Source organism: Methylobacterium sp. J-078 (genome assembly GCF_022829285.1).
Classification (GTDB): domain Bacteria; phylum Pseudomonadota; class Alphaproteobacteria; order Rhizobiales; family Beijerinckiaceae; genus Methylobacterium.
In genome coordinates, this window is sequence record NZ_JAKSYI010000094.1 from 24,405 (window position 1) to 48,755 (window position 24,351).

22 protein-coding genes are annotated in these 24,351 nt (G+C 72.3%); 12 read left to right on the top strand and 10 right to left on the bottom strand.

What is annotated here, in order from left to right; translation table 11 throughout:
• Positions 1-69: 69 nt before the first annotated feature.
• Positions 70-714 (bottom strand): maleylacetoacetate isomerase, encoded by a 645-nt coding sequence (gene maiA, locus MKK58_RS14105; RefSeq protein WP_243912644.1) that lies wholly within the window; start codon positions 712-714, stop codon positions 70-72.
• A 184-nt stretch (positions 715-898) separates the two neighbouring features.
• Between maiA and dgcN the strand changes: the two genes are divergently transcribed.
• On the top strand, positions 899-1,930 hold the full coding sequence (gene dgcN / locus MKK58_RS14110; protein ID WP_243912645.1) for an N-acetyltransferase DgcN: 1,032 nt from the start codon (positions 899-901) through the stop codon (positions 1,928-1,930).
• Positions 1,927-2,913 carry an N-acetyl-D-Glu racemase DgcA gene (gene dgcA, locus MKK58_RS14115; RefSeq protein WP_243912646.1) on the top strand — a complete coding sequence of 329 codons (987 nt, stop codon included), beginning with the start codon at positions 1,927-1,929 and terminating at the stop codon, positions 2,911-2,913. The genes dgcN and dgcA overlap by 4 nt, the downstream gene beginning before the upstream one ends.
• A gap of 123 nt (positions 2,914-3,036) precedes the next feature.
• On the opposite strand, the gene cydB is transcribed toward dgcA, so the two are convergent.
• Positions 3,037-4,083 (bottom strand): cytochrome d ubiquinol oxidase subunit II, encoded by a 1,047-nt coding sequence (gene cydB / locus MKK58_RS14120; protein WP_243912647.1) that lies wholly within the window; start codon positions 4,081-4,083, stop codon positions 3,037-3,039.
• Between the two features lie 39 nt (positions 4,084-4,122).
• Positions 4,123-4,449, bottom strand: a complete 327-nt coding sequence (locus MKK58_RS14125) for a hypothetical protein (protein WP_243912648.1) — start codon at positions 4,447-4,449, stop codon at positions 4,123-4,125.
• A 355-nt stretch (positions 4,450-4,804) separates the two neighbouring features.
• On the opposite strand from MKK58_RS14125, the gene MKK58_RS14130 reads away from it, so the two are divergent.
• The 3 genes from MKK58_RS14130 (at position 4,805) to MKK58_RS14140 (ending at position 7,911) form a co-directional block, all read left to right on the top strand.
• The gene (locus MKK58_RS14130; protein WP_243912649.1) at positions 4,805-6,724 is read left to right on the top strand and encodes a PAS domain-containing sensor histidine kinase; all 1,920 of its coding nucleotides are present in this window, start codon (positions 4,805-4,807) and stop codon (positions 6,722-6,724) included.
• Positions 6,725-6,818: 94 nt separating this feature from the next.
• Positions 6,819-7,493 carry a peptidoglycan-binding domain-containing protein gene (locus MKK58_RS14135; protein ID WP_243912650.1) on the top strand — a complete coding sequence of 225 codons (675 nt, stop codon included), beginning with the start codon at positions 6,819-6,821 and terminating at the stop codon, positions 7,491-7,493.
• A gap of 76 nt (positions 7,494-7,569) precedes the next feature.
• Positions 7,570-7,911 (top strand): DUF1491 family protein, encoded by a 342-nt coding sequence (locus tag MKK58_RS14140; protein ID WP_243912651.1) that lies wholly within the window; start codon positions 7,570-7,572, stop codon positions 7,909-7,911.
• Between the two features lie 6 nt (positions 7,912-7,917).
• On the opposite strand, the gene MKK58_RS14145 is transcribed toward MKK58_RS14140, so the two are convergent.
• The 4 genes from MKK58_RS14145 to MKK58_RS14160 all read right to left on the bottom strand — a co-directional run bounded on the left by MKK58_RS14145 (position 7,918) and on the right by MKK58_RS14160 (position 14,081).
• On the bottom strand, positions 7,918-9,045 hold the full coding sequence (locus MKK58_RS14145) for a DUF2336 domain-containing protein (RefSeq protein WP_243912652.1): 1,128 nt from the start codon (positions 9,043-9,045) through the stop codon (positions 7,918-7,920).
• A 166-nt stretch (positions 9,046-9,211) separates the two neighbouring features.
• Complete coding sequence (locus MKK58_RS14150) at positions 9,212-10,846, bottom strand: heme biosynthesis protein HemY (RefSeq protein WP_243912653.1); 1,635 nt, start codon at positions 10,844-10,846, stop codon at positions 9,212-9,214.
• Positions 10,847-10,984: 138 nt separating this feature from the next.
• Complete coding sequence (locus MKK58_RS14155; RefSeq protein ID WP_243912654.1) at positions 10,985-13,222, bottom strand: hypothetical protein; 2,238 nt, start codon at positions 13,220-13,222, stop codon at positions 10,985-10,987.
• Between the two features lie 136 nt (positions 13,223-13,358).
• Positions 13,359-14,081 carry a uroporphyrinogen-III synthase gene (locus MKK58_RS14160; protein WP_243912655.1) on the bottom strand — a complete coding sequence of 241 codons (723 nt, stop codon included), beginning with the start codon at positions 14,079-14,081 and terminating at the stop codon, positions 13,359-13,361.
• 145 nt (positions 14,082-14,226) lie between these two features.
• Here MKK58_RS14160 and tsaD point away from each other — a divergent pair, with 145 nt between their 5' ends.
• Genes tsaD through MKK58_RS14185 form a run of 5 tightly spaced genes read left to right on the top strand, consistent with a single transcriptional unit; the run spans position 14,227 to position 18,076 of the window.
• Positions 14,227-15,270: a tRNA (adenosine(37)-N6)-threonylcarbamoyltransferase complex transferase subunit TsaD gene (tsaD, locus tag MKK58_RS14165; RefSeq protein ID WP_243912656.1), complete on the top strand. Its 1,044-nt coding sequence runs from the start codon at positions 14,227-14,229 to the stop codon at positions 15,268-15,270.
• A complete protein-coding gene (locus tag MKK58_RS14170) occupies positions 15,263-16,141 on the top strand; it encodes a GNAT family N-acetyltransferase (protein WP_243912657.1) in 879 nt (292 codons plus the stop codon). The genes tsaD and MKK58_RS14170 overlap by 8 nt, the downstream gene beginning before the upstream one ends.
• A gap of 5 nt (positions 16,142-16,146) precedes the next feature.
• Entirely contained in the window at positions 16,147-17,148 is a 1,002-nt protein-coding gene (locus MKK58_RS14175; RefSeq protein ID WP_243912658.1) for an NAD(P)H-dependent glycerol-3-phosphate dehydrogenase, read from the top strand.
• Complete coding sequence (locus MKK58_RS14180; protein WP_243912659.1) at positions 17,145-17,609, top strand: opioid growth factor receptor-related protein; 465 nt, start codon at positions 17,145-17,147, stop codon at positions 17,607-17,609. The genes MKK58_RS14175 and MKK58_RS14180 overlap by 4 nt, the downstream gene beginning before the upstream one ends.
• 50 nt (positions 17,610-17,659) lie before the next feature.
• Positions 17,660-18,076 carry an EVE domain-containing protein gene (locus tag MKK58_RS14185; protein ID WP_243912660.1) on the top strand — a complete coding sequence of 139 codons (417 nt, stop codon included), beginning with the start codon at positions 17,660-17,662 and terminating at the stop codon, positions 18,074-18,076.
• Positions 18,077-18,080: 4 nt separating this feature from the next.
• Here the strand turns inward: MKK58_RS14185 and MKK58_RS14190 are convergent, their stop codons facing one another.
• Both MKK58_RS14190 and MKK58_RS14195 read right to left on the bottom strand, forming a co-directional pair.
• Entirely contained in the window at positions 18,081-18,740 is a 660-nt protein-coding gene (locus MKK58_RS14190; protein ID WP_243912661.1) for a response regulator, read from the bottom strand.
• On the bottom strand, positions 18,737-20,101 hold the full coding sequence (locus tag MKK58_RS14195; protein WP_409565247.1) for an ATP-binding protein: 1,365 nt from the start codon (positions 20,099-20,101) through the stop codon (positions 18,737-18,739). The genes MKK58_RS14190 and MKK58_RS14195 overlap by 4 nt, the downstream gene beginning before the upstream one ends.
• 245 nt (positions 20,102-20,346) lie before the next feature.
• Here MKK58_RS14195 and MKK58_RS14200 point away from each other — a divergent pair, with 245 nt between their 5' ends.
• Together MKK58_RS14200 and MKK58_RS14205 are read left to right on the top strand one after the other, a co-directional pair.
• Positions 20,347-21,285: a DUF6925 family protein gene (locus MKK58_RS14200; RefSeq protein WP_243912663.1), complete on the top strand. Its 939-nt coding sequence runs from the start codon at positions 20,347-20,349 to the stop codon at positions 21,283-21,285.
• A gap of 216 nt (positions 21,286-21,501) precedes the next feature.
• Positions 21,502-22,434, top strand: coding sequence for a hypothetical protein (locus MKK58_RS14205; RefSeq protein ID WP_243912664.1), 933 nt, complete (start codon positions 21,502-21,504; stop codon positions 22,432-22,434).
• Between the two features lie 37 nt (positions 22,435-22,471).
• Here MKK58_RS14205 and MKK58_RS14210 read toward each other — a convergent pair whose 3' ends face one another.
• Positions 22,472-24,187, bottom strand: coding sequence for a DEAD/DEAH box helicase (locus MKK58_RS14210; RefSeq protein WP_243912665.1), 1,716 nt, complete (start codon positions 24,185-24,187; stop codon positions 22,472-22,474).
• Positions 24,188-24,351 lie beyond the last annotated feature (164 nt).

Below are 24,351 nucleotides of genomic sequence, written 5' to 3' on the forward strand. Positions count from 1 at the left end.
CCACGGCGGGCGGCGCATCGTCATCCCAGGGTTCAGCTTAGAAGGATTGCAATCCGACCGCCATTCCTGTCACGCCGGTGCGCCCGGCTGGCGCAGGGGATGCGCCCGGGCGAAGGCGTCCTGCGACAGGCAATCCTCGGCGATCCGGCGCACCGTCGGGAACGGGGCGGTGTCGACGCCGAAGATGCCGGTGCCGACCCAGAGGCTGACGAGGCAGAGGTCGGCGTGGCTGACCGCGTCCCCTTGCGCGTAACGCCCCGTGCCGGGCTCCTGGGTGAGGCGGGTCTCCAGGGTCTTCAGACCGGTCGCCATCCAGTGGCGCACGAAGCCGAGCATGCGCTCGCGCGGCAGGTCGTAGGTCTCCATCAGGAAGTTGCGCACCCGCGGCACGTAGAGCGGATGGGTGTCGCAGGCCACGACCTGGGCGAGCGACCGGGCGCGGGCGCGCTCGCGGGGCGCGCTCGGCAGGAGCGGCGTGGCCGGGTGGATGTCCTCGAGGTAGTCGAGAATCGCGAGCGACTGGATCAGGGGTGGGCCGTCGCCGTCGAAGAAGGCCGGCACCGCGCCCTGCGGATTGATCGCCAGGAAGTCCGGCTTCAACTGCTCGCCGGCATCGAGGTCGAGGAAGACCTCCTCGTAGGCGATGCCCTTCAGGTTGAGGGCGACCCGGACCCGGAAGGCGGCGGCCGAGCGCCAATTGCCGTACATCTTCATGCGCGCGACGTTTCCTCTTCGCGGACTGGGGTCCGTCTTTCGTCGCCCAGACCACACCCGACATCGTGCCCGCCCGCAAGCCCGTTCTGCGGGCGCAGGCGCGCGAGGCCCATGATTTGGCAGCGCCGTGATCATCGCGCATAGGAGAACACGAGGTGTCGAGCCTCGGCCGGTGATTGACGCGATGCAGATCGAAACGCCCTACCTGATGTTCCTCGGCGACGTGCCGGACCGGTTGGCCGCCAAGACCGCCTACGGCATCAAGGACTGGCGCCCCGAGTGGTGCGTCGGCCAGTTGCGGCTGCCGGGCTGCGCCGCCGATCTCGGCATTCCGGACCTCGACCTGACCGAGGCCGTCGCGAAGGGCTGCCGCACGATGGTGATCGGGGTCGCCAATGCCGGCGGCGTCCTGCCCGAGCACTGGATCGCCCAGGTCGTGGCGGCCCTGGATGCCGGCCTCGACATCGCCAGCGGGCTGCATGCGCGCCTTGGGGCGGTCCCGGCCATCGCCGAGGCCGCCGAGCGCAACGGCCGCCAACTGCACGACGTGCGCCACACCGCGGAGACGTTCGCCACCGGCAAGGGCACGAAGCGGCCCGGCCGCCGCCTGCTCAGCGTCGGCACAGACTGCTCCGTCGGCAAGAAGTACACCGTGCTCGCCCTCGAGAAGGGCATGCGTGAGCGCGGTCTCGACGCGGATTTCCGCGCCACCGGCCAGACCGGCGTCTTCATCTCGGGACGCGGCGTCGCCATCGACGCGGTGGTGGCCGACTTCATCTCCGGTGCCGTCGAGTGGATCGCGCCCGCCGCGGCCCCCGATCACTGGGACCTTCTGGAGGGCCAGGGTTCGCTGTTCCACCCCTCCTTCGCCGGGGTCAGTCTCGGGCTGCTGCACGGGGCGCAGGCCGACGCCTTCGTGGTCTGCCACGAGCCGACCCGCACGACGATGCGCGGCGTCCAGCATCCGCTTCCCACGATCCAAGAGGTCATCGACCTCACGATCCAGCTCGGGAGCCTGACCAATCCGGACATCCGTCCGGTGGGCATCGCCGTCAACACACAGGACCTGGAGGAGGGGGCAGCACGGGCGCTGCTGGCCGACCTCGCCCGGGCGCACGACCTGCCCGCCACCGACCCGGTGCGTTTCGGCGTCGAGAGCATCGTCGACCGGATCGTCGCCGAGTTTCCGCCCGCCGTGACGGGGGCGAGCGCGTGAGCCGGCGCCTCGACGTCGCGGTCGAGCGCTTCCCCATCGCGGGGGCGTTCACCATCGCGCGGGGCAGCCGCACCGAGGCGGTGGTGGTGGTCGCCACCATCACCGATGCCGAGGGTCGGGTCGGGCGCGGCGAGTGCGTGCCCTATGCCCGCTACGGTGAGACCGTTGAGAGCGTCTCCGACTTGATCCGGGCACGTGCCGGTGACATCGCCGACGGGGCGAGCCGGGCCGATCTGCAGGCTGGCATGAAGCCGGGCGCGGCGCGCAACGCCCTCGACTGCGCCCTGTTCGACCTGGAGGCCAAGCAACTCGGGTGCCCGGCCTACACGATCGCGGGTCTGTCGGCGCCGCAGGTCGCCACCACCGCCTACACGCTGAGCCTCGGCGACCCGGCGGGCATGGAGGCGGCGGCACGCAAGGCCGCGCACCGACCGCTGCTGAAGGTGAAGCTCGGTGGTGCCGGTGACCCGGAACGGATCGCCGCCGTGCGGCGCGGCGCACCGGATGCACGCCTCATCGTGGACGCCAACGAGGCCTGGCGCCCGGACACGATCGAGGCCAATCTCGCGGCCTGTGTGGCCGCCGACGTCCGCCTGATCGAGCAGCCCCTGCCGGCGGACGCGGACGGCCTGCTCGCCGAGATCGCCCGGCCGATCCCGATCTGTGCCGACGAGAGCCTGCACGACCGCGCCGGTCTCGACGCCCTCAGCCGACGCTACGACGCCATCAACATCAAGCTCGACAAGGCCGGCGGCCTGACCGAGGCGGTGATGCTGGCCCACGAGGCCCGGGCGCGGGGCTTCTCGCTGATGATCGGCTGCATGGTCGGGACCTCCCTCGCCATGGCGCCCGCGATGCTGCTGGCGCACCACGCCGACTACGTCGACCTCGACGGTCCGCTGCTGCTGGCCCGGGACCGCGACCCGGCGTTGCGCTTCGAGGGGAGCCTGATCCACCCGCCCGAGCCCGCGCTCTGGGGGTGAGCCCTCAGCCCTTCACGATGAAGCGCAGCAGGTAGACCAGCGCCGTGAAGGTGAGGAGGCTGACCGCGTAGAAGGCGACGAACCAGAGGAGTCTGTTGCCCTTGGGCATGGGCGCCCGCCCCCTCAATGCCCGTAGCCCCCGGACCCGATGTCCTCCGCCACCTTCCCCCGGAAGACCCAGTAGGCATAGGCGGTGTAGGCGAGGGTCAGCGGCATCACCACCGCGTAGCCCACCAGGGCGAATTGCAGCGCGCTAACCGCGTTCGCCGCCTGCCAGATCGTGAGCCGCGGCGGCACGATGTAGGGAAACAGGCTGATCGCGAGGCCGAGGAAACCGAGCAGGAACAGCGCGATCGTCAGCAGGAACGGCGCGACGTCGCGCCCGCCGCGGATGCTGCGATAGATGCCGAGGGCCACGAGGGCGGTGACGATGGGCACCGGCGCCACGTAGAGGATGTTCGGCCAGGACACCCAGCGCCACTGGATGTCCCGGCCGAGGAACGACACCCAAGCGCTCACCGCCGCCATCGACACGACGGTGGCGGCCAGGAACTGCAGGCTCTTGCGCCGTGCCCAGACCGCGAGCTCGCCCGAGGTCTTCATCACGCACCACGTCGCCCCGAGGAGACCGTAGCCGCAGACGAGGCCGATGCCGGTGAGCACGCTGAAGGGGGTGAGCCAGTCCAGGGTGCCGCCGGTGAAGCCGCGCCCCTCGATCTGGAAACCCTGCACGAAGGCGCCGAGCACCATCCCCTGCGCGAAGGTCGCCACCAGGGAGCCGTAGTGGAAGGCGTTGTCCCAGATGAACTGCGAGCGGTCGGCCTTGAACCGGAACTCGAAGGCGACGCCACGGAAGATCAGCGCGATCAGCATGAGGATCAGCGGCAGGTAGAGCGCCGGCAGCAGGATGGCGTAGGCAACGCTGAAGACCGCGAACAGGCCGCCGCCGCCGAGCACCAGCCAGGTCTCGTTGCCGTCCCAGATTGGGGCCACCGAGACCATCATCCGGTCGCGCCAGTTCCCCTTGCGCGCCGCCGTGAACAGGATGCCGACGCCGAGGTCGAACCCGTCGATGACCACGTACATGGCGACGGCCACGGCGAGCAGGCCCGCCCAGACCAGGGGGAGCCAGAAGGCGGCGCCCTCGTATTCCATCCCGAAGCCGAACATCCGCTGGATCCACTCCCGTGCCGCGGACGGACTACCGCCTCAAGGGATCGAGCGTTCCCCGCGTGCGGTCACTCTAGCCCCATCCCGCCGGGTTTGCGCACCCCGCCAGGGCGGTTTTCGGTCGCTGTCCGAGAGGGTGTCGCGGGACGACGGCGCCGAGCCGGCGAAGCGCTGGATCACCTCGGCGCCACCCTCGTGCAGAACGTCGGCCCGTGCCTCCTCGGGCAGCGCCTCCCAGAGTTCGAGGGCGGCGGCCGCGACGTCGACCCTGCCCTGGACGCGGTCGGGCAGGGCCGGACCCTGCCGTTGCAGGGCCAGCCAGGACAGGATGCCGATGACCAGAGCGGCGCGAAGGAGAAACGACATCGGTCGGGGCCCGAGGATCTGGCCCGGACGGGGCCGGGACGACGCGCGAACGAGCTTTCGGACCGACCGGTAAAGGCTCCCTGACGATCGGGGGATCAGGCCGCCGATCGGTCGCCCCGCCAGCGCACATGGTAAATGCAAGCTTAGCTCAGATCCCCCGGACACTTCGAACGTTTTGCCCCGAAAAGGACTGTGGTCCGGATCGACGATAGTTACATCCCGGAAAGCATGCGGCGACAATCGGATCGTCTTGCGAAAGACTCGCTTAAGTCGGCTCTGCGAAGTTGCCTTTCGTCGAGTTTCAGTCGAGCCAAGGGGCGTCGGAGCGGCCTGTCGAGCCACCTCCGCGCTGTGCGTGTCGGTATTGCGTATCTACGGTGCCCTGGCTTCCCTCATCGACGTGCGCCTCGCGGGGCTCGTCCATGAGTCGGTGATCGAAGAGAGCGGCGTTCGCTTCCGGCACGAGCGTTTCCTGGTCTCGCGCCTCGCCACCGGCCTCATGATGATGCTGGGCCTGCCGCCCTACCTCGTGCTTCGCGGGGTGCCGACCGGCATCGAGGCCCTCGGAATCGCGAGCCTGCTGCTTCCGGTCTTCGCCGCTGTGCTGCTGTCGCGCACCGGCATCCTCTGGCTCGCCCACGCCATCTCCTCGGCCGGCCTCACGGGTGTCGTGGTCTGCCTCGCGTCGATGACCGGCGGCGCGCAGTCGGCGGCCGTGATCTGGCTCGTGGCCATTCCCCTCGAGGCGGTGGTGTCCGGCTCCCGACGGGCGACCCTGGCGGCGGCGATCATCGCGGGGCTCGGCGCCCTCGCCGTCGCCCTGCTGCCGCCCCTCGGGGACGGCATGTCGCTCCCCGACTGGTCGCGTGCCCTGGCCATGCCGGTCTTCGCCCTCACGGCCATCGGTCACATCGCCGCCCAGGCCTCCGAGCACTTCCGGCACGAGGGCCGCTGGCTGGCCCGCCTGCGGGACAACGAGCGGCGCGACCGCATGCTGCTCTCGGCCATCGACGATCTCGTGACCTGGCACGACCATAACGGCCGCGTCATCGAGGCCAGCGCCTCGGCCGAGCGCTTCGTCGGCGCCGAGGCGGGACGCCTGCAGGGCCACGGCCTGCTTGAGCGGGTGCACGTGGCCGACCGCCCGATGCTGCTCCAGGCCCTCAGCGACGTCGCCGCCCACGGCCGTCCGGCCACCGTCCAGTTCCGCCTGCATCTCGACCCGTCCGCGATCCGGGCGCAGGGTGCCTCGCGGATCATCTTCGCCGAGATGCGCATCCACCGGATCGACGAGGGCGCCGGCGATCGTTCGGCGTCGAGCGTGGTCGCGGTCACCCGCGACGTCACCGAGCATCGCCGCCACGCGGCCGAGCTGGAGCAGGCGCGGGCCGAAGCGGAACGGGCCGACGAGGTGAAGAGCCGCTTCCTCGCCAATGTCAGCCATGAGCTGCGCACGCCGCTCAATGCCATCATCGGCTTCTCCGAGGTGCTGGCGGGGGAGGGGAACTTGGCCACCGACGCCGGCCGGACCCGCGAATATGCCGGCATCATCCGCGAATCCGGCCAGCACCTGCTGGAGGTGGTCAACACGCTCCTCGACATGTCGCGGATCCAGAGCGGGCACTTCGACTACGCGCCCGAGCCCGTCGACATGAGTGCCCTGGTGCGCGCCTGCTGCGACCTGATGCAGCTCAAGTTCGACCAGGCCGGGATCACCCTGGTGCGCGACGCCAGCCCCGTGCCCGTGGAGATCACCGCCGATTTGCGCGCCTGCCGGCAGATGTTCATCAACCTCCTGTCCAATGCGCTGAAGTTCACCCCCCGCGGCGGCCGGGTGGAGATCGCCCTTCGCGGATCGGGCCAGCAACTCGACCTCATCGTCGCCGATACCGGCATCGGCATCGGTGCGGCGGACCTGCCGCGGGTGGGCAACCCGTTCTACCAATGCGCCGGCGGCTACGCTCGCACCCATGAGGGGACCGGACTCGGTCTGTCGGTGGTGCAGGGGCTGGCCGGACTGCACGGTGGCGCCATCGCGATCGAGAGCACCCGCGGCGAAGGCACCACCGTGATCGTGACCCTGCCGCGCGAGTGTCGCCGGGCTGGCGGGCCCGTGCCCCTCGCGCCGATCCAGACGCGCCCGCGCCCCCCCACGATCGACGGACGCCTCGTCGCCGCCCCCGGCCCCGTGCCGATCCGTCGTCCGATGGGTCTGTTCGACGTCAGTCCCGAAACCGTTCGCGAGAGCTACGTCCCGATGCGGCGCGCCGGATGAGGGTGCGCCGAGATCACCGTGGACGCCGCCAGCCAGGCGTGTCGCGTGCCGCGACGCCTCCGGCTGGTCCTGTTTCGAGCCCCAAGGAGTTGTGATGCGCGAGCCGCAAGCACGCCGCGACCAGCGTGAGATCGTCGTTCCCGCCCGGAGCCGCGAACCGCGCGTCGCTGCCCGCCGCCGCCCGGCCGCCGGGGCCTCGGGGCGGTTCGCCGCCCTCGGGGCGACGGCGGGCGCCGCCGGGCGGGCCTTCCTGCGTCATCCCGGTGAGATCCTCGGCGTCGGCGTGGTGCTGGGCGCGGTTTCGCTGATCTGCCTGAACGCCCTCGGCTACCAGGCCGGCCGCCACCCCGCGCCGATTTTCCCGAAACTTCCCGCACAGGCGCTCGCGGGCCGGACTCCCGAAAAACCGAAGGCCGCCTCGTCGGGAGCCGAGGCGGAGAAGGCGCCTCCCGCGATCTCGGAGGCGCCGAAGGCCGAGGCTTCGCGCCCCGGCCGCGACACCATCGGGGATCTGATCAAGGGCGCCGAAACCAAGGGCGCCGAGACGACGGCCTCCGTCGCCGGCCCTGGCAACCTCTCCCTGGCGCAAGCGCAGCGCGCCCTGGTCAAGCTCGGCTACGGCCCCCTCAAGGCGGACGGCCTGATGGGACCCGGCACCCGAGCGGCCCTGGAGAAGTTCGAACGCGACCGGAAGCTGCCGGTGAAGGGCGAGCCGACGCCCCGGACCCTGCGCGAACTCGCGGCCCGCGCCGGCATCACGCGGGGCTGAAGCCCGGTGCCGTCACCCGTCGAGCCGGGGCCGGTCGGATGGGCGGCCCAGCAGGGATGATGCTATAGGGCGGCTCATGGCACGCCTGCGATCGGATTTCTGGGTTTCGGCCCACCTGCGCCGCCTCGCAATCGAGGGCGTCGCCGCCGTTCAGCGCCGGCGCGGGGCGGCCGAGGCCGGTGCGATCTTCGTGAAGGTCGACCGCCTCGACGGCAGTGCCGACCTCTACGGCCCGGCGCCGCAATCCCTGGTCGATACCGAGACCGACGGTGACCGGCGCTTCGTCGCCCTGCTCACGCAAGCCGTGCCGGCCGACGTGGAACTGCGTCTGACGAAGGAGTTGCGGTTCGACGCCGACCTCTGGATCGTCGAGATCGACGATCGCGCCGGGCGTCACCGCCTGGATCTGGCGGAGTAGGTTGGCTCAGGAGGTCTGGCGCTGACGCGCCGGGAGGGGCGTGCGCAGGGACGGCCGCTCCGTGGCCGCCGCCTGCATGCGGGGACGCTGGGTATCGGGGGCATGGTAGGGCTGGTGCGCGCTCGCCGCAGCCGAGCGGTCCTGGGGCGTCCAGTCGAGAATCGCCGCGAGCAGATCGCGCGCTGCCGCGCGGGGCAGGGTGCGGAACAGCTTCACGAGGTCGAAGACCCGGTCCACCGAGCGCGCCACGGTCTCGTTCAGGGTGAGGAAGATGTAGACTGCCTCCTCCTCGTGCAGGCCCACCGCCCGCAGGGCCACCGTCAGCAACTCGTAGCGCAGGGACGGGTCGGGCGTGGCGGCGAGGAAGCCCTTGGGCAGGCCGAGGAGCTCTGTGAGGGCGGCGACGAAACCCGCGATGTCGCCGCGCGCCGAGAAGCCGGTGAGCACCGACCCTGCCTCGCGTGGCGCGGGTGGCAAGGGGCGCAGGGCGGCGGTCGCCAGCATCGCGTGGCCGATGGACTCGCGCCGGGCCTCGTCGGCGACGAGGAAGAGGGGGGCGACGTCGCCGTGGGCAAGGTCGGGTCGTTCGAGGAGGAGGCGCGCCAAGTCGGGAGCCTTGCGCGCGCGGGCCACGAGCCGGGCCAGCACCTCGCCCTGAAGATTTACGGCGCGGTTGGCCACGAGCGCCCGGTCGATGGCCGGCTCGTCCCGGGCGATCAGGTCCGCCAGGGTGGCGCGGTCGAGGTCTGGCCGCTGCGCGAGGGCGATGCCCACATCGGCGCCATCGGTGCGGGCCGCCGCGATCATGGATTGCGTGAGTATCGGCGCGCCGGCGAGGACGGCATCGCGCGCCGCCCCGCCCCGGGCCGCGAGGGCGGCCAGCAGGGCAGGGGGCGTCTCGGGGAACGGCGCCAGCTTGCGTGCGACGATCTCGGCGGTCTCGTCGTCGACGATGGGAATGAGGCCGCCGGCGAGCGACGCGAAGGCCGCGATGGTCTTTCGGTCACGGACCGAAGCCGACAGGAAGAGGTCCGTCTGCACCCGAAGGATGACCGGTTTGAGATCGAGGTTGTCGAGGCGTGACAATTCGATCAGGCCGGAGAGGTCCGGCGCATCGTCGAGTGATGGGGACATGGCACTTCGGTTTACGCAGAACTCGCTGAAGCCAAGCTTTAGGCGAATTGCATGAACCGACCTTTAAGGACGGTGGCGCACCCCCGTCCTTTCCTGTGCCAGGACCGCGAGCCGCGCGCCGGCAAAGCGACCGTCGGGAGACGCGCCGTCTTTGACTCCCGGCCGCTCAACCTGCCCGGCGGGGCTTGGCGTCATCCCCCGTGCGGATCGGCGGGAACACCACGGGGCTCGTCGTACCGGAGGCGGGCGGACCCGCAGGTGTCTCGCTCACGTCGGCCGCCGCCTGTGCCATGCCCGCGGCCACGGGCGCGACGCCGTTGGGCTTGACCGGCTCGGCCTCGCCGGCCTTGGAATCGGTGGGAACCGGCACCGTCGGGGCTTTCACCTCAGGCGTCGGTGCGGGCGCCGCAGCGATGGTTCCGGGCTGTGCGGGGGCCGGGCCAGACGGCGCCAGCTGCGCCGGCTCGGAGGCCGGGCCGGCTTCGTCGTCCGCCCCGGTCGCGTTCGGGCCAGCGAGAACCTCGGTCGGCGTCTTCCAGGCGAAGGCGTCGAGGCGTCCGCTGACGGGCGAGACCGGAGCCCAGGTCTCGGAGGCGACGCCGTCCGCGATCCAGAGCGGGTCGCGCGGCGCGTGGGCCGCGCGGGCCAGCCATTCGCGGGCGCGGCCGGAGCCAGCGCCGTGCTCGGTCTCCTCCAGGCGCGCCATGGCGAGGCAGGCGCGCACCGTCGGACGGTCGGCGAGCAGCGGCGCGAGGGCTTCGCGGGCCTTGCCGAACTCGCGGGCCTCGTAGGCGGCCTGCGCCATCGCGAGGCGGGCCTCCGGGTGCCACGAGGAGATCTTCGCCAGCGTCTCGGCGCGGGCCATGCGGTCGCGCACGGAATCGCCGGTGCGCAAGCCCACATAGGTCTTGGCGAGGTCCGGATGGGGCCCGGCGCGCCAGGCCGTCTCGATGATCTTGGCCGCCTTGCGGAGGTCGCCACGACGGACCATCAGGCGCGCGGCGAGCACCGCCGCCGGCACGAGGTCGGGAGCGAGCTTGATGGCCTTGAGGACGCGCTCGGTGGCGGCCTCGGGCTCGCCCGCCTCGCGCTCCTGGGCTGCGGCGGTGAGAAGCACGGCGCGCTGGCGGCGGGCGGTGCCCTTCTCGATGAGGCCGATGGAGGCGCGGCGCTCCACGGTCTCGGTGGCGCCGCTCCAGTCGCCGTCGGCGCATTGCGCCTCCAGGACGGCTTCGTTCGCCCAGGTGACGCTGGGCGCCAGGCGGGCGGCTTCCGCCGCGTAGGCGCGAGCGGAGACATCGTCCTCGCGGCGGCGCGCCTCGACGAAGAGGCCGCGCAGGCCGAGTACCCGGGTCTCGGGATCGTTGACCATGCGCTGGAAGGCGTGCTCGGCCGCCTCGCGGTCGCCGGAGATCTGCGCGGCCTGGGCCTTCAGCAGAAGCGCCAGCGGCTCGGCGCCGAGCAGGCGCTCAGCGTCGTTGGCGTGGCGCCGGGCGGCCAGGGGATCGCCCGAGCCTACAGCCACCATGCCGCGTGACAGGGCGGAGAAGCCCTTGGCCCGGCGCCGGTCGCGCGAGCCGCGCACCAGGGTCTCCGGCAGGGTGATGAACCCGCGCACGATCGCCCAGACGAAGCCGAGGATGATCGCCGCGATCAGGACGGCGATCAGGCCGAAGGCGAGGCTGGTCGCGACCTCGTAGCCGTTCCACACGATGGTGACGGTGCCGGGATGGTCGGCGATCCAGGTCGCGCCGTAGGCGGCGACGGCGAGGAGGGCCAGGAAGGCGAGGGCGCGCCACATGAGATCAGAAACTCCCGGGAGTGGCGTCGGCCGGTCCGGCGACACCGAGATTGGAGGGCGGAAGCGCTGGGCGCCGCCGCGCGAAATCCGGGCTGCCGCGCCCCGCCGCCGGATCGGGCGCTGGGCACGGCCGCCCGGTCAACGGGACGCGCCGGTGGCGGGCAGACCCTTGAAGGCGTCGGCGAGCAGAGCCTGCGCCGCGTCGCCGGCCGCAGCCCGGGAGCGCAGCTTCGTGCCGAATTCGCCGGCCTCGGCGCGGGACGCCTCCGGCATCGCCGCGAATGCCTCGGCGGCCTCCTTGATCGCGCCGCGATCGAGGGCCTCCTGCACCTTCGGCGCGGTATCGGGGGCCGGCGTGTTCGCCGCGCCCGCGCTGGCCGGCACCTCGACGCGGCGGACCTGCACGATCGATTCCGCCATGCTCATCAGCTTGGTGCCGATGTCGCCGCTCTCCGCCACGGCCTTGCTCTGGGCGGCCCGGCGGCTCGCCGCGATCTTCTCCGCGATCGGCCGGAACTCGGCCGCCAGGGAACGGGCCGTGGGCGCGCCCTTGTCGGCGAAGGCCGCGACAGCCGTCAGACGGGCCGGGTCGCCGGGCTCCAGGCCGCGCAGGGCGGCCAGAGCGTCGGCGTAGGGCGCGCCGGTGTTGAGGGCCGTGACGATCCGGTCGGCCGAGACCACCCGGAGGGCCGCCTGGACCGTTGCGGTCTCGGCCCGCTCGGAGACGGCCTTGTCGAGGCCGGCGATCTTCTCGGCCTGGGCCTGGAGCTGGCGCTCCACCGCTTTGGCCGCCTCGGCCGCCTGGGTCTTGCTCGCGTCTGCGACTTTCTCGCTGGCCTGCGTCGCGGACTGGACCGCCTCCGTCGCCGCCTGGATGCGCGCCTCGAGGGACGATTGGAGCGCCGCCACCTTCTGGCTCACGGCCTGGGCCGCGTCGGCATTCGCCTTGGTTCGTGCCTCGACATCACCCTGGAGGGCCGCGATCTTCGGAGCGAGATCGGGTACCTCGGCGGGCTTGGGGCTCGCGTCGACCTTGCCTTCGAGCGACTTCAGGCGCTCCTCGAGGGCGCTGACCTGGGCCGTGCTCGCGCCGGGCTGCGTCACCGCCATCCGGGCGTCGCTGCCCTGGTCGCGGCCCGGCTCCTCCTGGAGCGCGGAGACGCGCTGATCGAGAGCGTCGAGGCGCGCGGTCAGGTCGGCCGGGATCGCCGGAGCCGGGGCCGAACCCTCGGCGGCCGGGGCGGCCGAGGACGAAGCCGGGGCGGGGGTCGCGCTCGCTTTCTCCAGGGCCTCGCGCGCCTTCGCCAGGGCCTCCGGCACGGCCTTCACGGCGGCCTCGTTGGCGGCGACGCGCTTGTCGAGGCCCGCCACCGCGTCCTTCGGGGCGAGGGCGGCGATGCGCTGGTCGAGGGCGGCCAGACGACCATCGTCGGGCTGGTGCAGCAGGCCGCTGCGCTCGACGCCGAAGAGCAGGCCGGCGCCGATCACACCGCCCAGGAGGCCGGCGGTGGCGAGGGAGCCGAAGCCCGGTCCGCGCGCGGCAGGGGGCGGGGTCGTTGCAGCTGCGGCGGGCGAAATCCGTGGCGTGGCGGAACCGGGCGGCTTGGCGCCGGCATCGCCCCCGGCCCCTGGCTTGACAGCCTCCGAGGCCTTCGGGTCGGTCGCACGCACGTCACCGGGCTTGATCTCCCCGGGCTTCGTCTCGCCCGGCTTGGCGTCCGTGGTCTTGCCGGACATGGTGGATGCCACACCGGCCGCAGCCGCGGCCCCTGGCTTGGCGGGCGGAACGGGATCGGGCAGGCGCTTGGCCTTAAGGTCGATGATCGGACCGTCGGTCGCGGAACCCGCCGGGCGCGTGCCGCTCTGCGGGCCGCCGAAGGAACCGGTTCGCGTCGGATCGGGCTTCGCGTCCGCAGCCTTGGGGGCATCGCTCTTGGGCGCATCAGGCTTTGGTGCTTCCGGCTTGAGGGTATCCGGCTTGACGGCCCCGATGCCCGCGTCGGCCTTCGGTTCGGCCTTGCCCGGCTCGGACTTACCCAATTCAGACTTGCCCAAATCAGACTTGCCGAACTCGGGTTTGCCGCTTTCGACCTTGCTGCCTTCGATCGGGCCGGGCCCGCTCTTGAGCGGATCGCTCTTCGTCGCCTCCGCCTTCACCGTGCCGGGCGCCGTCGCCTCCGGCCTGAGGAGATCGGCCTTGGCGGCCTCCGTCTTCAGCGGATCGGTCTTCACGCCGTCCTGGCCCACGCCGGGGGCCTGCGTGTCGGTCTTCGTGTCGCTCTTGCCGCTCGCGGCGACGAGGGGTGCGCCGGGCTTACCCGGCTGGCTGCCGGTGGGAGTTCCCGGACGGTTGGCGTCGCTGTTGGGTGGTTTCACGGTTCAAGGCTCCCTTCCCGACCTGCCGCTTGGCCCCGCCCCGTGCGGCGCGTCCGGCGCCCGGTGGGTCGAGGCTGACGGCGCAGCTTCTTTTGCTCGTCCTAGCACCAGGGGCGCCGCCGGAGCGAGACCCTTGTCAGATTCCTGACGGTTTCGGTGCCGCCAATCCGGCGAGGAGCATCTCCTCGTCGGGTCGTTCGGGCACAAAATGGACCGCGACCCCGGCAGCGACCAGGGGCACGGCCACATCCGCCGACAAGCAGTAATGCGTCAGGGCTCGGAAGGCTCCGCCGAGGCCGTGGGTGCCCGCGAGATCGTGTGCCGCCGCGGCACTGCGCCGGGAGTAGTGCAGGACGGCGTCGAGGGCGCGCGCACCGAGGGCGTCCAACAGCGCGTCCGGAAGGCGCGGGGCGATGCGCGTCGCGTAGAGTTCACGCACGCTGAGGGTGAATCCGGCCGCCGCCAGCGTGGCGGCGGGCTCGGCCTTGCGCTCGGCGCCGGCGGCATGGAGCAGGGCGGACCCTCGCGGCAAGGAGGCCGCAACGAGGGCGGCGAGTGAGCGGGCGTCCCCCCCCGCGATGCGGACATCCCCCAGGCCGGCCGCCCGGACGGCGGCGGCGGTGCGGGCACCGACAGCGAAGGCGGGGACGTCGCGGAACCGGGCGCGCTCGTCCGGGCTGAGGGCAGCCACCGCATTCGTGCTGGTCAGGATCAGCCCCGCGAAGCGCCCCGCCGGCAGGCGCGCACCCGTCTCCGCCACGGCGAGGACCGGGGCGACGAGGGGACGATGACCGAGGTCGCGGAGGCGGTGTGCGGTGCGCGAGGCTCCCGGTTCCGGCCGCGCCACCCAGATCCGCATGCTGTCCCGCGCTCCCTCGCAATCTCCGCCCATCCATGCCGGTCCGGCGCCGCGAGGCAAGCCGTCCGTTGCCGGGACGGGGCCGGGGCGGCTAGGGTGGCGGGGACACAGCCCGTCTCCCGCCTCCCGGAATGATCCGCCGTCCATGAACGTCCTCGGCATCGAAACCACCTGCGACGAGACTGCCGCCGCCGTCGTCGCCCCGGGCGAGAACGGCCGGGGCCGCATCCTGTCCAACGAGGTGCTGAGCCAGATCGCCGAGCACGCGGCCTATGGCGGCGTCGTGCCGGAGATCGCCGCCCGCGCCCATGTGGAGGTGCTCGACCGCCTGATCGATCGGGCGGTCTCCGGCGCCGGCCTGACCCTGGCGCAGGTCGACGGCATCGCGGTGGCGGCTGGGCCGGGCCTGATCGGGGGCGTGCTCATCGGCCTCGTCACCGCCAAGACCCTGGCGCTGGTGACGCGCAAGCCCCTCATCGCCGTGAACCATCTGGAGGCGCATGCGCTGACGGCCCGGCTCACCGACGGCATCGGGTTCCCCTACCTGCTCCTCCTCGCCTCGGGGGGGCACACCCAGCTCGTCGCGGTGAAGGGCGTCGGCGAGTACGTGCGCCTCGGCACCACCATTGACGACGCCATCGGCGAGGCCTTCGACAAGGTCGCCAAGCTCCTCGGCCTCGGCTATCCGGGCGGCCCCGAGGTTGAGCGCATGGCCGAGACGGGCGATCCCGAGCGCTTCGCCCTGCCGCGCCCGATGCTGGGACGGCGCGAGGCCAACTTCTCCTTATCAGGCCTGAAGACCGCCCTTCGGATCGAGGCGGAGAAGCTGGCCCCGCTTTCCTCGGTCGACGTCGCCGACCTCTGCGCCAGCTTCCAGGCGGCGGTGGTCGACGTCGTGGTCGACCGCCTGCGCGTGGCGATGCGCGATTTCGCCACCGTGGCCGGGCACCCGACCGCCCTGGTGGCGGCGGGCGGCGTCGCGGCCAACGGCGCGATCCGGCGGGCACTGACGACCCAGGCCGGCGAGGCCGGTCTCGCCTTCGTGGCGCCGCCGCTCGCCCTCTGCGGCGACAACGGCGCGATGATCGCCTGGGCGGGCATCGAGCGCCTGCGCCTCGGCCTCGTGGACGATCTGACCGCCCCGGCCCGGGCCCGCTGGCCCTTCGCGGAGCCGGCCGCCATTGCCTGAGGCCGAACGGGGGCGCTGGCGCGACCTCGTGGAGCGCCGCCTGCCGGCGGCCGCCCGGCCCGACTGGCCGGTGCGGCTCGACCACTGCTTCGCCCGCATTCTCCTCGACAACACCTGCGGCGCGCCCTGGCGCGAAACCGTCGCGGCACCCGCCTGGGCGAACCTGTCGCCGGATCAGCTCGCCTGCGCCATCGGCCTCGGCGAGGCGGTGCTCGCCGGGCAGGCCGACCTCGCAGCCCTGAACCGACGCTCGCTGGCCCTCCGGGGCAAGCTGCGGACCTCCGCACTGACCGCGCCGCCCGAGCGTCTGGGCGATGGGGACTGCGTGCTGCGTCGCTGGCGGCCGGACGACACCGATGGCCTCGCGGCCCTCAACGCCGATCCGGAGGTCATGCGCCATTTTCCGGCGATCCGGGACGCGGATGCCAGCCGGGCCGAGGCGCGGGCCTGCGAGCGGCGCTTCGCGGTGGACGGCTTCGGCCCCTGGGCGGTCGAGGCGGCTGGGCTGGGCTTTGCCGGCCTGGTGGGTGGCGCGCGCCTGATGCGGGTCATGCCCTTCGCGGGCGGGGAGCGGCCCGGTGAATCCGTCGAGATCGTCTGGCGCCTCGCCCGCGCGGCCTGGGGCCGAGGCATCGCCACGCGAGCGGCCGAGCGCGCCCTCGGCGACCTGTTCGGCCGCTGCGGCCTCTCCGAGGTCATCGCCTTCACGGCGGAGGTCAACGCGCCCTCGCGCCGGGTGATGGAGCGCCTCGGCATGCGCGCCGCGGAGCGCTTTTCGCATCCGGCCCTGCCGCTGGGGCATCCCCTGCGGGCGCATCTCCTGTACCGTCTGTCGGCGGAATCCTACGCAAGCGAGAGGTCTGGCGCGTGACCAGCATGAGCAGTCCGGCCACGCGAATCGGGGTCGTCGGCGGAGGCGCCTGGGGCACGGCGCTCGCCAACGCGGCGGCGGCGGCCGGGCACGACGTCGTCCTGTGGCTGCGCGACGGGGCGGCGGCCGAGCGCCTGGAATCGACCCGTGAGAACGCGCGCTACCTCCCCGGCGTGCCGCTCCACCGCCGCATCACCGCGACCGCCGAGGCCGGTGCCCTGACGGCGGCCGGCACCCTGCTGATGGTGGTCCCGGCCCAGACCCTGCGGGGCGTGCTCGGCGATCTCGGGCCCGCCTTCGCGCCGGGGGCGGCCATCGTGCTCTGCGCCAAGGGGATCGAGCGCGGCAGCGACGCCTTCATGAGCGACGTCGCGCGGGAGAGGCTGGGCCCTTCGGCGCCCGTGGCGGTACTGTCCGGGCCGAGCTTCGCGGCCGATGTCGCCCGCAACCTGCCCACCGCCGTCACGCTCGCGGCGGCCGATGCGGGGCTCGCCGCTCGCCTCGCAACCACGCTCTCGGGCCCGGCCCTGCGGGTCTATCACACCGACGACGTGCGCGGCGTCGAGATTGGGGGAGCCGGAAAGAACGTGCTCGCCATCGCGTCGGGCATCGTGGCCGGGCGCGGCCTCGGCGAGAGCGCGCGCGCGGCCCTGATCGCCCGGGCCTTCGCCGAACTCATGCGTTTCGCCCGCGCCTATGGCGGGCGGCCCGAGACCCTGATGGGGTTGTCGGGCCTCGGCGATCTCGTCCTGACCGCCTCCTCGCCGCAATCGCGCAACTTCGCCTTCGGCCAGCGACTCGGGGCCGGCGCCTCGCCGGAGGAGGCCGCCGGCGGCAAGCTCGCGGAGGGCGCCTTCACGGCCGCCGCCCTGGTGGACCTCGCCCGGGCCCGGGGCGTCGAGATGCCGGTGGCGGAAGCGGTCGCCTCCATCGTGTCCGGCGGCGCCAGCGTCGATTCGGTCGTCACCGCCCTGTTGGCCCGGCCCCTGAGGGGGGAGGCCGAATGAGCCAGTACCCGATCCAGGCCTTCCTCGCGGGCACCGGCCGCGACGGGGCCGGGCGTGTCCTCAAGGACATCCTCGCGTATGACGACCCCCATATCGAGGGCGTGCACGACTTCATCCAGTGGTGCTTCCCCCTGCACGAGGCGAGCCTCGCGGTGCCGGGCGCGCCGGTCCTGTCCCGCGCCGAGGCCGAGGCGATCCGGTCCGATCCCGCCGCCCTCTCGGGCCTGCGCGCCGCGCTCGGGCGGATGACCCGCTTCTACGCCGAGACCGACGGCTGGCTGCGGGCCCACGACCACAACCATCTGCGCATCACCCGCATCCTTTCCGCCCTGTCCGACCTCGTCGGACCCGAGCCGGCCGCCGAGTTCCACGCCTTCGTCACGGCGCGCAACGTCAAGGCCGGCGGACCGGTCAACGCCACGAGCCTGCGCTACTGGGACTCCGCGCTTCGCGGGGCCTGACGGCCACGCTTCTCCGGTGTTAGAGAGGGCGCGTTTTCCGGGAGACGCGCATGGCCCACTGGCTCTACAAATCCGAGCCTTCGACTTGGTCGTGGGACCAGCAGGTGGCGGCGGGGGCGGCGGGCACGCACTGGAACGGCGTGCGCAACCACGTCGCCAAGAAGCACCTTATGGCCATGGAGGTCGGCGAGCGGGGCTTCTTCTACCACTCGAACGAGGGCAAGGCGGTGGTCGGCATCGTCGAGGTGATCCGCCCCTATTACCCGGACGACAGCGACGAGACCGGTCGCTTCGGCATGGTGGACTTGGCGGCCGTCGAGGCGCTGTCCCGGCCCGTGACCCTGGAGGCGATCAAGGCCGAGCCGCGCCTGTCCGCGATGGTGCTCGCCAACAATTCAAGGCTCTCCGTGCAGCCGGTGACGGACGCCGAATGGGCCATCGTCCGCGCGATGGGTGGACTCGGCTGAACCCTCAGCCCTGCCGTTGCGCCTGGGTCACCGCCACATGGATCAGCTCGGCCAGCGTGCGCACCCCGAGCTTCTGGCGCATCAGCGAGCAGGCGTTCGTCACGGTCTTGTAGCTCACCGACAGGTCGCTCGCGATGGTGCCGTAGGACTTGCCCTGGGCCAGCCGCTGCAGGATCTGCAACTCGCGCGGCGTCAACTGCGTTTCGGGGGTGCGTTTGGGGTCGGTGCGCAGCATCGCGACCTCGGTGGCGAGACGCCGGTCGAGATAGGGCTGGCCGGCGCGGACGCGCTCGAAGGCCTCGAACAACTCGCCGGAGGCGTGGTCCTTCAGTACGTAGCCGAGCGCCCCCGCCTCGAGGGCGCGCGACACGATCACCGGGTCGTTGTGCATGCTGAAGACGAGGATGCGCGCTGCCGGGTTCACGTTCCGCATGCGCCGGATCAGGTGCAGGCCCGCGAGGCCGCTGCCCTGGAAGGTGAGGTCGCAGATCACCGTCCCGGGGCGCAGGCGCAGGAACATGCGGTAGCCCGCCACCACGCTCGTCGCCTCCGCGATGCGTTCGATGCCCGCATCCTCCAGCACCCGGCGGCAGCCCTGGAGCACGATGGGATGGTCGTCGATGACGAGGGCGGGTGCCTCGGTCTTCAGGGCGATCGCGTTCATGCGCGTGCGTTCGAGCTCGTGTCCGTGTCCGGCTCGCGGTCGAGCGGGATCATGATCCGGACAACCGCGCCGGGCTGCCCGTTGTCAAGTCCGAACGTGCCCCCGAGCGCCTCCACCCGCTCGCGCATCCCCGACAGACCGAGGCCGAGTCCGTGATCCTCGGGCACGCCCGCCCCGTCGTCGCGGATCGTGATCCGGAGGGCGCGCCCACTTGCCGCGCCCGGCTCGGCTTCGTCCTGCGCTCGCACCGTGACGTTCGAGGCCCGCCCGTGGCGCACGGCGTTGGTCATGCTCTCCTGGATGCAGCGGAACACGGTGAGGTCGGTCACGTCGCCGTAGCCGCGCGCGAGCCCGTCGAAGGTGCCGGCAAAGCGCGTACCCGCGTGCCGCCGCCGGAAATCGCGCAGCAGCAGTTCGAGGCAATCGGCCAGCGGCACCTGGCCGAGGGCGTGCGGCCGCAGGCGGTTGAGAAGGTCGCGGTTCTGGACCTGGACCTGGCCCACGATGCTGGCGATCTCCTGAGCGCGCTGCTTCAGGCGCTCGCGATCGGGCGGCGCCTCGGCCTCGGCCATGCGGATCACCGAGGCGGCATTGGCCTCCAGGGCGAACAGGCACGGACCGAACTCGTCGTGCAGCTCGAGGGCGGTGCGGCGGCGCTCGTCGTCCTGCGCGCTGAGGAGCTGCCGGTTAAGCCGGCCGTTGGCGGCCCGCGTCTCGGCCAGGGCCTGCGCCACGCTGTTGAAGCGGTTCGCGATGGTTGCGAGTTCCCGCGAGGCGGGCGGTTCGAGGCGGGCGGTGTAGTCCTGCCGCTCCAGCTGGGTCAGACCGTCGGCGAGGCGTGTGAGGGGTGCCAGCACCCGGCCGAAGGCGACGGTGAGCGCGATGAGCAGGCCGAGGCTGAGGCCCAGGCTCGTCAGGGAGAGCGAGACCGCGTAGCCCCAGACCTCGTCGATCTCGTCACGCGGCTGGGTGGTGATGCGCGCGGTCCCGATCCGCGCACCCCGGGCGACGATCGGCAGGTCGTGCTCGCGGATCGATGGCGCGATCAGGACTGCGAACCAGTCCGGCGAGACGTGCTGATCGCGCCGCAGACGTCCGAAGCCGCTCGGCACGACCTTGCCCGAAGCATCCAGCACCGTGACGCGCACGTGCCGGAGGTCGTGAATGCGCAGGTTCAGGGTCTGAAGGATGCCGGAGGGCGCCTCGTTCTGGGCCAGATCGATGGTGTCCGAGACCAGAAGCTCGACATTGGACATGGCCGCCTGCATCTCGACCTCGACGGCGGAGCGGGCGTTCAGCACGATGACCGCGCAGGACACCAGGGCGGCGAGGACGTCGATGGCGAGGACGAGGGCGATCATCCGCGCGCGGGTGGGCCAGGAGGACCAATTCAGCCAGCCCGCCCATCCCGCGCGGGCGGGGTCCGGCGCGCGGCGCGCGGGTCCGCGCCAGGGGGGGCGTGCGGCCGTCGGGGCTGGGTTCTGGGACATCGGACCGTGAGCGGAAGCGCCGGATGGGTCAGGGTGCGCGCCCCCGCTTCTAGCCGAAGCGGCACGGGATGGCAGGGGGGCGCCGCTCGCCCCGGACACCTCGGTATGGCGACCCCATGAGGATGGCGAACGACGCGGCGGAGGCCGTGGCGGCCCTCGTCGCGGACGGGCTCGCCGATTCCGAGGCGACCTGGAGCCTCGGCGGCTTCGGCGCCCTGGCCGAGTTCGGCCGTGGACAAGCGGAAACGGTCACGCGAATCGTGGGCCCGCGAGCCGGCTTGGCGACGGCGCGCGGCGCGATCAGCCTCGATCCCCGCGCCGCCATCCCGGTCGCCTACGAGACCGCATTCCATGGGGGCTGGAGTCACGCGGTCGCCCTCTGCATTCCCGCCGCACACGGCTCGCCGAGTTCCGGCGTGCTCACGGAGAGCGGGCCGGACGGCGATGCGGTCCGGCCCGAGAATCGTGGGGATAACCTGTTCGACCTCGGCCTGGGATTGCCCCAGGGCCGATTCGGGCTTCGTACGTCCGACCCGGAGACGCGGGCAAGCCTGCGCCGCGCGGTGGGCCTTCACGCCTTCGATCCTGCCGCGCACGTCCTCGATCTCGTCGCGCGACGGGCCGTCGACATCGTCGTGGCGACCCCGCTCGGGCGCATCGAGGTCTTCGCGGGCGCCGAACCCGTCGCGCCCGGGCCGCGCGGATTCCTGGCTCCGCGCGTGCTCGCTCTTGTCCGGACCCATGCGGCGACGGCATCGATTCCCGATGGGTTGATGCCCGTCGCCACCCTCCACCCGGCCCATCCCTGCCGCGATGCCGACTGGCATCCGCGCGCTTTCGACAGGGCGCGGCACCTGCGCTTCCAGGCGCTCTACCGCCGCTGGGGAATCCCGGACCTCGTCGCCCTCAAGGAGCGCCTCGCGGCCGGTGCGATGCTGGATGCGGGATCGGCGACGCGGCGGACACGGAACGTGGCGCGGGTGGTGCGGGCACAGGCCGAGGCGATGGCGCCCGATCGCGACGCCGGAAAGTCGAGCCACGATACGTCTCGTTAAAGCTGTGGGGCTTATTCAGATTCGTGGCGTATCAAGGTGAGTGATGACCTGATGACGCCGCAATGACATCTTCGTGCCCCAATGCACGGCCTTTCTCATGACACGCCGAGCGTCCTTCGCGGGGTGGCCTCGCACAGCCCGGAGCCGGACGGCGCGGCGTGATCGACCCGCAACGGTCAATCCAAACGGTTTCCAGCGTCCGAGATGTCTCAACCGATGATGCCCGTGACGATCGACCCCTCGCAGACCCGAAGCCCCGCCGCGCCGGCGCGTCCCGCCCGCCCCAATCTGCGCGTCGTTCTCCTGTCGAGCCTCGGCGTGCTCGGCCTCGCGGGCTTCGCCGCCCTGGCCTCCTCGATGCTCGGCGGACTTGCCGGGCCGCAATACACCCGGCCGACGATCCAATCCGCCGCCATGACGCAGAAGGCCTCCGAATGGCCCGACCTGCGCGACGGCGTCCCGGCGCTGGCACCGGCCAAGGTCGAGACGGTCAAGGTCGCGAATTCCGGGCCCGAGAGCGCCAAGGCCGAAACCGTCGCGTCCATGACCGGCACGGTTCCCGCCGAGGCCCGAGCGCCCGAGCGCGCCGCGTCGGTCGTCGCGGTGTCGGCCGCCCCGAAGGCCGTGGCGACGCCGTCTCCAATCCAGACCGCCGTAGCCCAGCCGGCAATCACGCCCGCCGCCGTCACGCCGGACGTACCCGCGCCACAGAAGCGGATCGAGGCCGCGGCGACGCCGAAGCCCGCGCGCCTGCCGCCCATCGAGAATGCCGCGGTGCTGCCGCCGGCCCGGCCCGCCGCCCTGGTTCCGGTCGCCCGAACCGCGACGCTGATCCCACCGTCGCCCAACGAAACCACCCGCTCGCGGGCTACCAGCGGCACCTTCACGGCCCTAACCAGCGAGCGCGAGGCGCCTCAGAAGCGCGTTGCCCCCTCGCCGGTGGCCCATGCCAAGCCGGCGGCTGTCAAGCCGGTGCCCGCGAAGGTCGCTGCGGCCGCCGCTGCGCCCGAGCCTCAGGCGGAAGTCGAGGCGGAGCACACCGAAGTGTTCGGGATGAAGGTGCCGTCCCTGGCGCCCGCCGGGCGCAAGCTCGCGGAAGGGGTCGAGGCCCTCGGCAACGCCGTTAAGAATCTGCCGAACAGCTTCTGAGCCGGGGCGCCGTCCGGCGCCCCGATCACTTGGTGTGTTACTTGGCCCGGCTGGCGCGGGGCTTCTTGGCGATCTCGCGCTCGTGGCGCGCGCCGCGCGGGCTCTTGAAGCCCTTCGGCCCCGCCTCCTCGCGCGCCGGCTCGCCGTCGAGCAGCGGCTCCACCTGGATCTCGGGCGAACCGTTCTTGGCGAAGGTCTGGGCGAAGCGCGAGGCCGCGCCGCCGCGCACCTCGAACTTGGTCTCGCGATCGAAGATGCGGATCGCGCCGATCTCCTGGCGGCCAATATTGCCGCGCCGGGTCAGCATCGGCAGCAGGCGGCGCGGATCAGCGTTGTCGCGCCGGCCGAGATTGAGCCGGAACCACACGGCCGGGCCCTGGGCATCGATCCGGTCCACATCGGCGGGGTCGTAGACCGGGCGGGTCTTGCGCTCGGGGCCTGCGCCCGGGTCGGTGACGTCCTCGGGCGCCGGCAAGCGCGAGCGGTAGATCCGGGCGAGCGCGGCGGCGAGTTCCTGGGGCGTGCGCTGCGCCATCAGGGTCTCGGCCATGGCGATGTCTTCCTCGGCCGGCTCCTCGGTGAAGATCGGGTCCTGCCACATGCGCTCGCCGTCGAGGCGGCGGATCTCGTCGGCGGTGGGGGGACCGGCCCACTCGAACGAGACCTTGGCGATCATCAGCATCTGCTCGGCCCGGCGCCGCTTCGAGGCCGGAATGAGCAGGAGGCTGGTGCCCTTGCGCCCGGCGCGCCCGGTGCGGCCGGAGCGGTGCTGCAGCACCTCCGCGTCGTGCGGCAGGTCGGCGTGGATGACGAGGCTGACGGTCGGCAGATCGATGCCGCGGGCGGCGACGTCGGTGGCGACGCAGACCTTTGCCCGGCCGTCGCGCAGCGCCTGGAGGGCGGCGTTGCGCTCACCCTGGCCGAGCTCGCCCGACAGGGCCACGGCCGAGAACCCGCGCTCGGTCAGCACCGCCTGGAGATGGCGCACGGCGTTGCGGGTGTTGCAGAAGATGATCGCGGTCGGCGCATCCATGAAGCGCAGGGTGTTGACCACCACGTGCTCCAGCTCGCGCGGCACCACGCGGATGGCCTTGTAGGTGATGTCCGCGTGGCCGCGCTCCTGGCCCTTCACGGCGATGCGGAGCGCATCGTTCTGGTAGCGCTCGGCCAGGGTCGCGATGGCCTTGGGAAGGGTCGCGGAGAACAGCAGGGTGCGGCGCTCCTTGGGAGTCACCGAAAGGATGAATTCGAGGTCGTCGCGGAAGCCCAGGTCGAGCATCTCGTCGGCCTCGTCGAGGACGACGGCGCGCAGGTCCTGCGTCGCGAGGTTGCGCCGCTCCAGATGGTCACGCAGGCGACCCGGGGTGCCGACGACGATGTGGGCGCCGTCGTTGAGCTGCCGGCTTTCCCGCCGGGGGTCCATGCCGCCGACGCAGGAGATGACGCGGGCGCCGGTCTCGGCATAGAGCCAGGACAGTTCGCGCTCGACCTGCAGCGCCAGTTCGCGCGTCGGGGCGATGACGAGGGCCAGCGGCGCGCCGGCGGGGCCGAAACGCTCGGCGCCGTCGAGCAGGGTCTCGGCGAAGGCGAGGCCGTACGCCACGGTCTTGCCCGAGCCGGTCTGGGCCGAGACGAGGAGATCGCGCCCCTGCGCGGCCGCCTCGATGACGGCGCTCTGGACGGGCGTCGGGTCTTCGTAGTCGCGCGCGGTCAGCGCTCGTGCGAGCGGGGCCGGCAGGGTCGGGAAGGGCACTGTGACGGAAGCCTTAGCGGGCAAGCAGGCGAAGAACCCGCCGGGGAGGGATGCGCCCAGGGGCGCGATCCTCCGAACCGACGTGATTCCGGCCTCGAACGGTTACGGATGGACGTCCTTGTAGCCGGAACTTCGACGCAGCGCCATGACCGCGCATGCATGCG

Excerpts from the sequence above, each read along its gene's own strand:
- maiA (WP_243912644.1), bottom strand. The coding sequence starts at position 714 with ATGAAGATGTACGGCAATTGGCGCTCGGCCGCCGCCTTCCGGGTCCGG.
- MKK58_RS14140 (WP_243912651.1), top strand. The coding sequence starts at position 7,570 with ATGGCACGCCTGCGATCGGATTTCTGGGTTTCGGCCCACCTGCGCCGC.
- tsaD (WP_243912656.1), top strand. The coding sequence starts at position 14,227 with ATGAACGTCCTCGGCATCGAAACCACCTGCGACGAGACTGCCGCCGCC.
- dgcN (WP_243912645.1), top strand. The coding sequence starts at position 899 with ATGCAGATCGAAACGCCCTACCTGATGTTCCTCGGCGACGTGCCGGAC.
- MKK58_RS14125 (WP_243912648.1), bottom strand. The coding sequence starts at position 4,449 with ATGTCGTTTCTCCTTCGCGCCGCTCTGGTCATCGGCATCCTGTCCTGG.
- MKK58_RS14180 (WP_243912659.1), top strand. The coding sequence starts at position 17,145 with ATGAGCCAGTACCCGATCCAGGCCTTCCTCGCGGGCACCGGCCGCGAC.
- MKK58_RS14145 (WP_243912652.1), bottom strand. The coding sequence starts at position 9,045 with ATGTCCCCATCACTCGACGATGCGCCGGACCTCTCCGGCCTGATCGAA.
- MKK58_RS14195 (WP_409565247.1), bottom strand. The coding sequence starts at position 20,101 with ATGATCGCCCTCGTCCTCGCCATCGACGTCCTCGCCGCCCTGGTGTCC.
- MKK58_RS14205 (WP_243912664.1), top strand. The coding sequence starts at position 21,502 with ATGATGCCCGTGACGATCGACCCCTCGCAGACCCGAAGCCCCGCCGCG.
- MKK58_RS14135 (WP_243912650.1), top strand. The coding sequence starts at position 6,819 with ATGCGCGAGCCGCAAGCACGCCGCGACCAGCGTGAGATCGTCGTTCCC.
- MKK58_RS14160 (WP_243912655.1), bottom strand. The coding sequence starts at position 14,081 with ATGCGGATCTGGGTGGCGCGGCCGGAACCGGGAGCCTCGCGCACCGCA.
- MKK58_RS14185 (WP_243912660.1), top strand. The coding sequence starts at position 17,660 with ATGGCCCACTGGCTCTACAAATCCGAGCCTTCGACTTGGTCGTGGGAC.
- MKK58_RS14200 (WP_243912663.1), top strand. The coding sequence starts at position 20,347 with ATGAGGATGGCGAACGACGCGGCGGAGGCCGTGGCGGCCCTCGTCGCG.
- cydB (WP_243912647.1), bottom strand. The coding sequence starts at position 4,083 with ATGTTCGGCTTCGGGATGGAATACGAGGGCGCCGCCTTCTGGCTCCCC.
- MKK58_RS14150 (WP_243912653.1), bottom strand. The coding sequence starts at position 10,846 with ATGTGGCGCGCCCTCGCCTTCCTGGCCCTCCTCGCCGTCGCCGCCTAC.
- MKK58_RS14190 (WP_243912661.1), bottom strand. The coding sequence starts at position 18,740 with ATGAACGCGATCGCCCTGAAGACCGAGGCACCCGCCCTCGTCATCGAC.
- MKK58_RS14175 (WP_243912658.1), top strand. The coding sequence starts at position 16,147 with ATGAGCAGTCCGGCCACGCGAATCGGGGTCGTCGGCGGAGGCGCCTGG.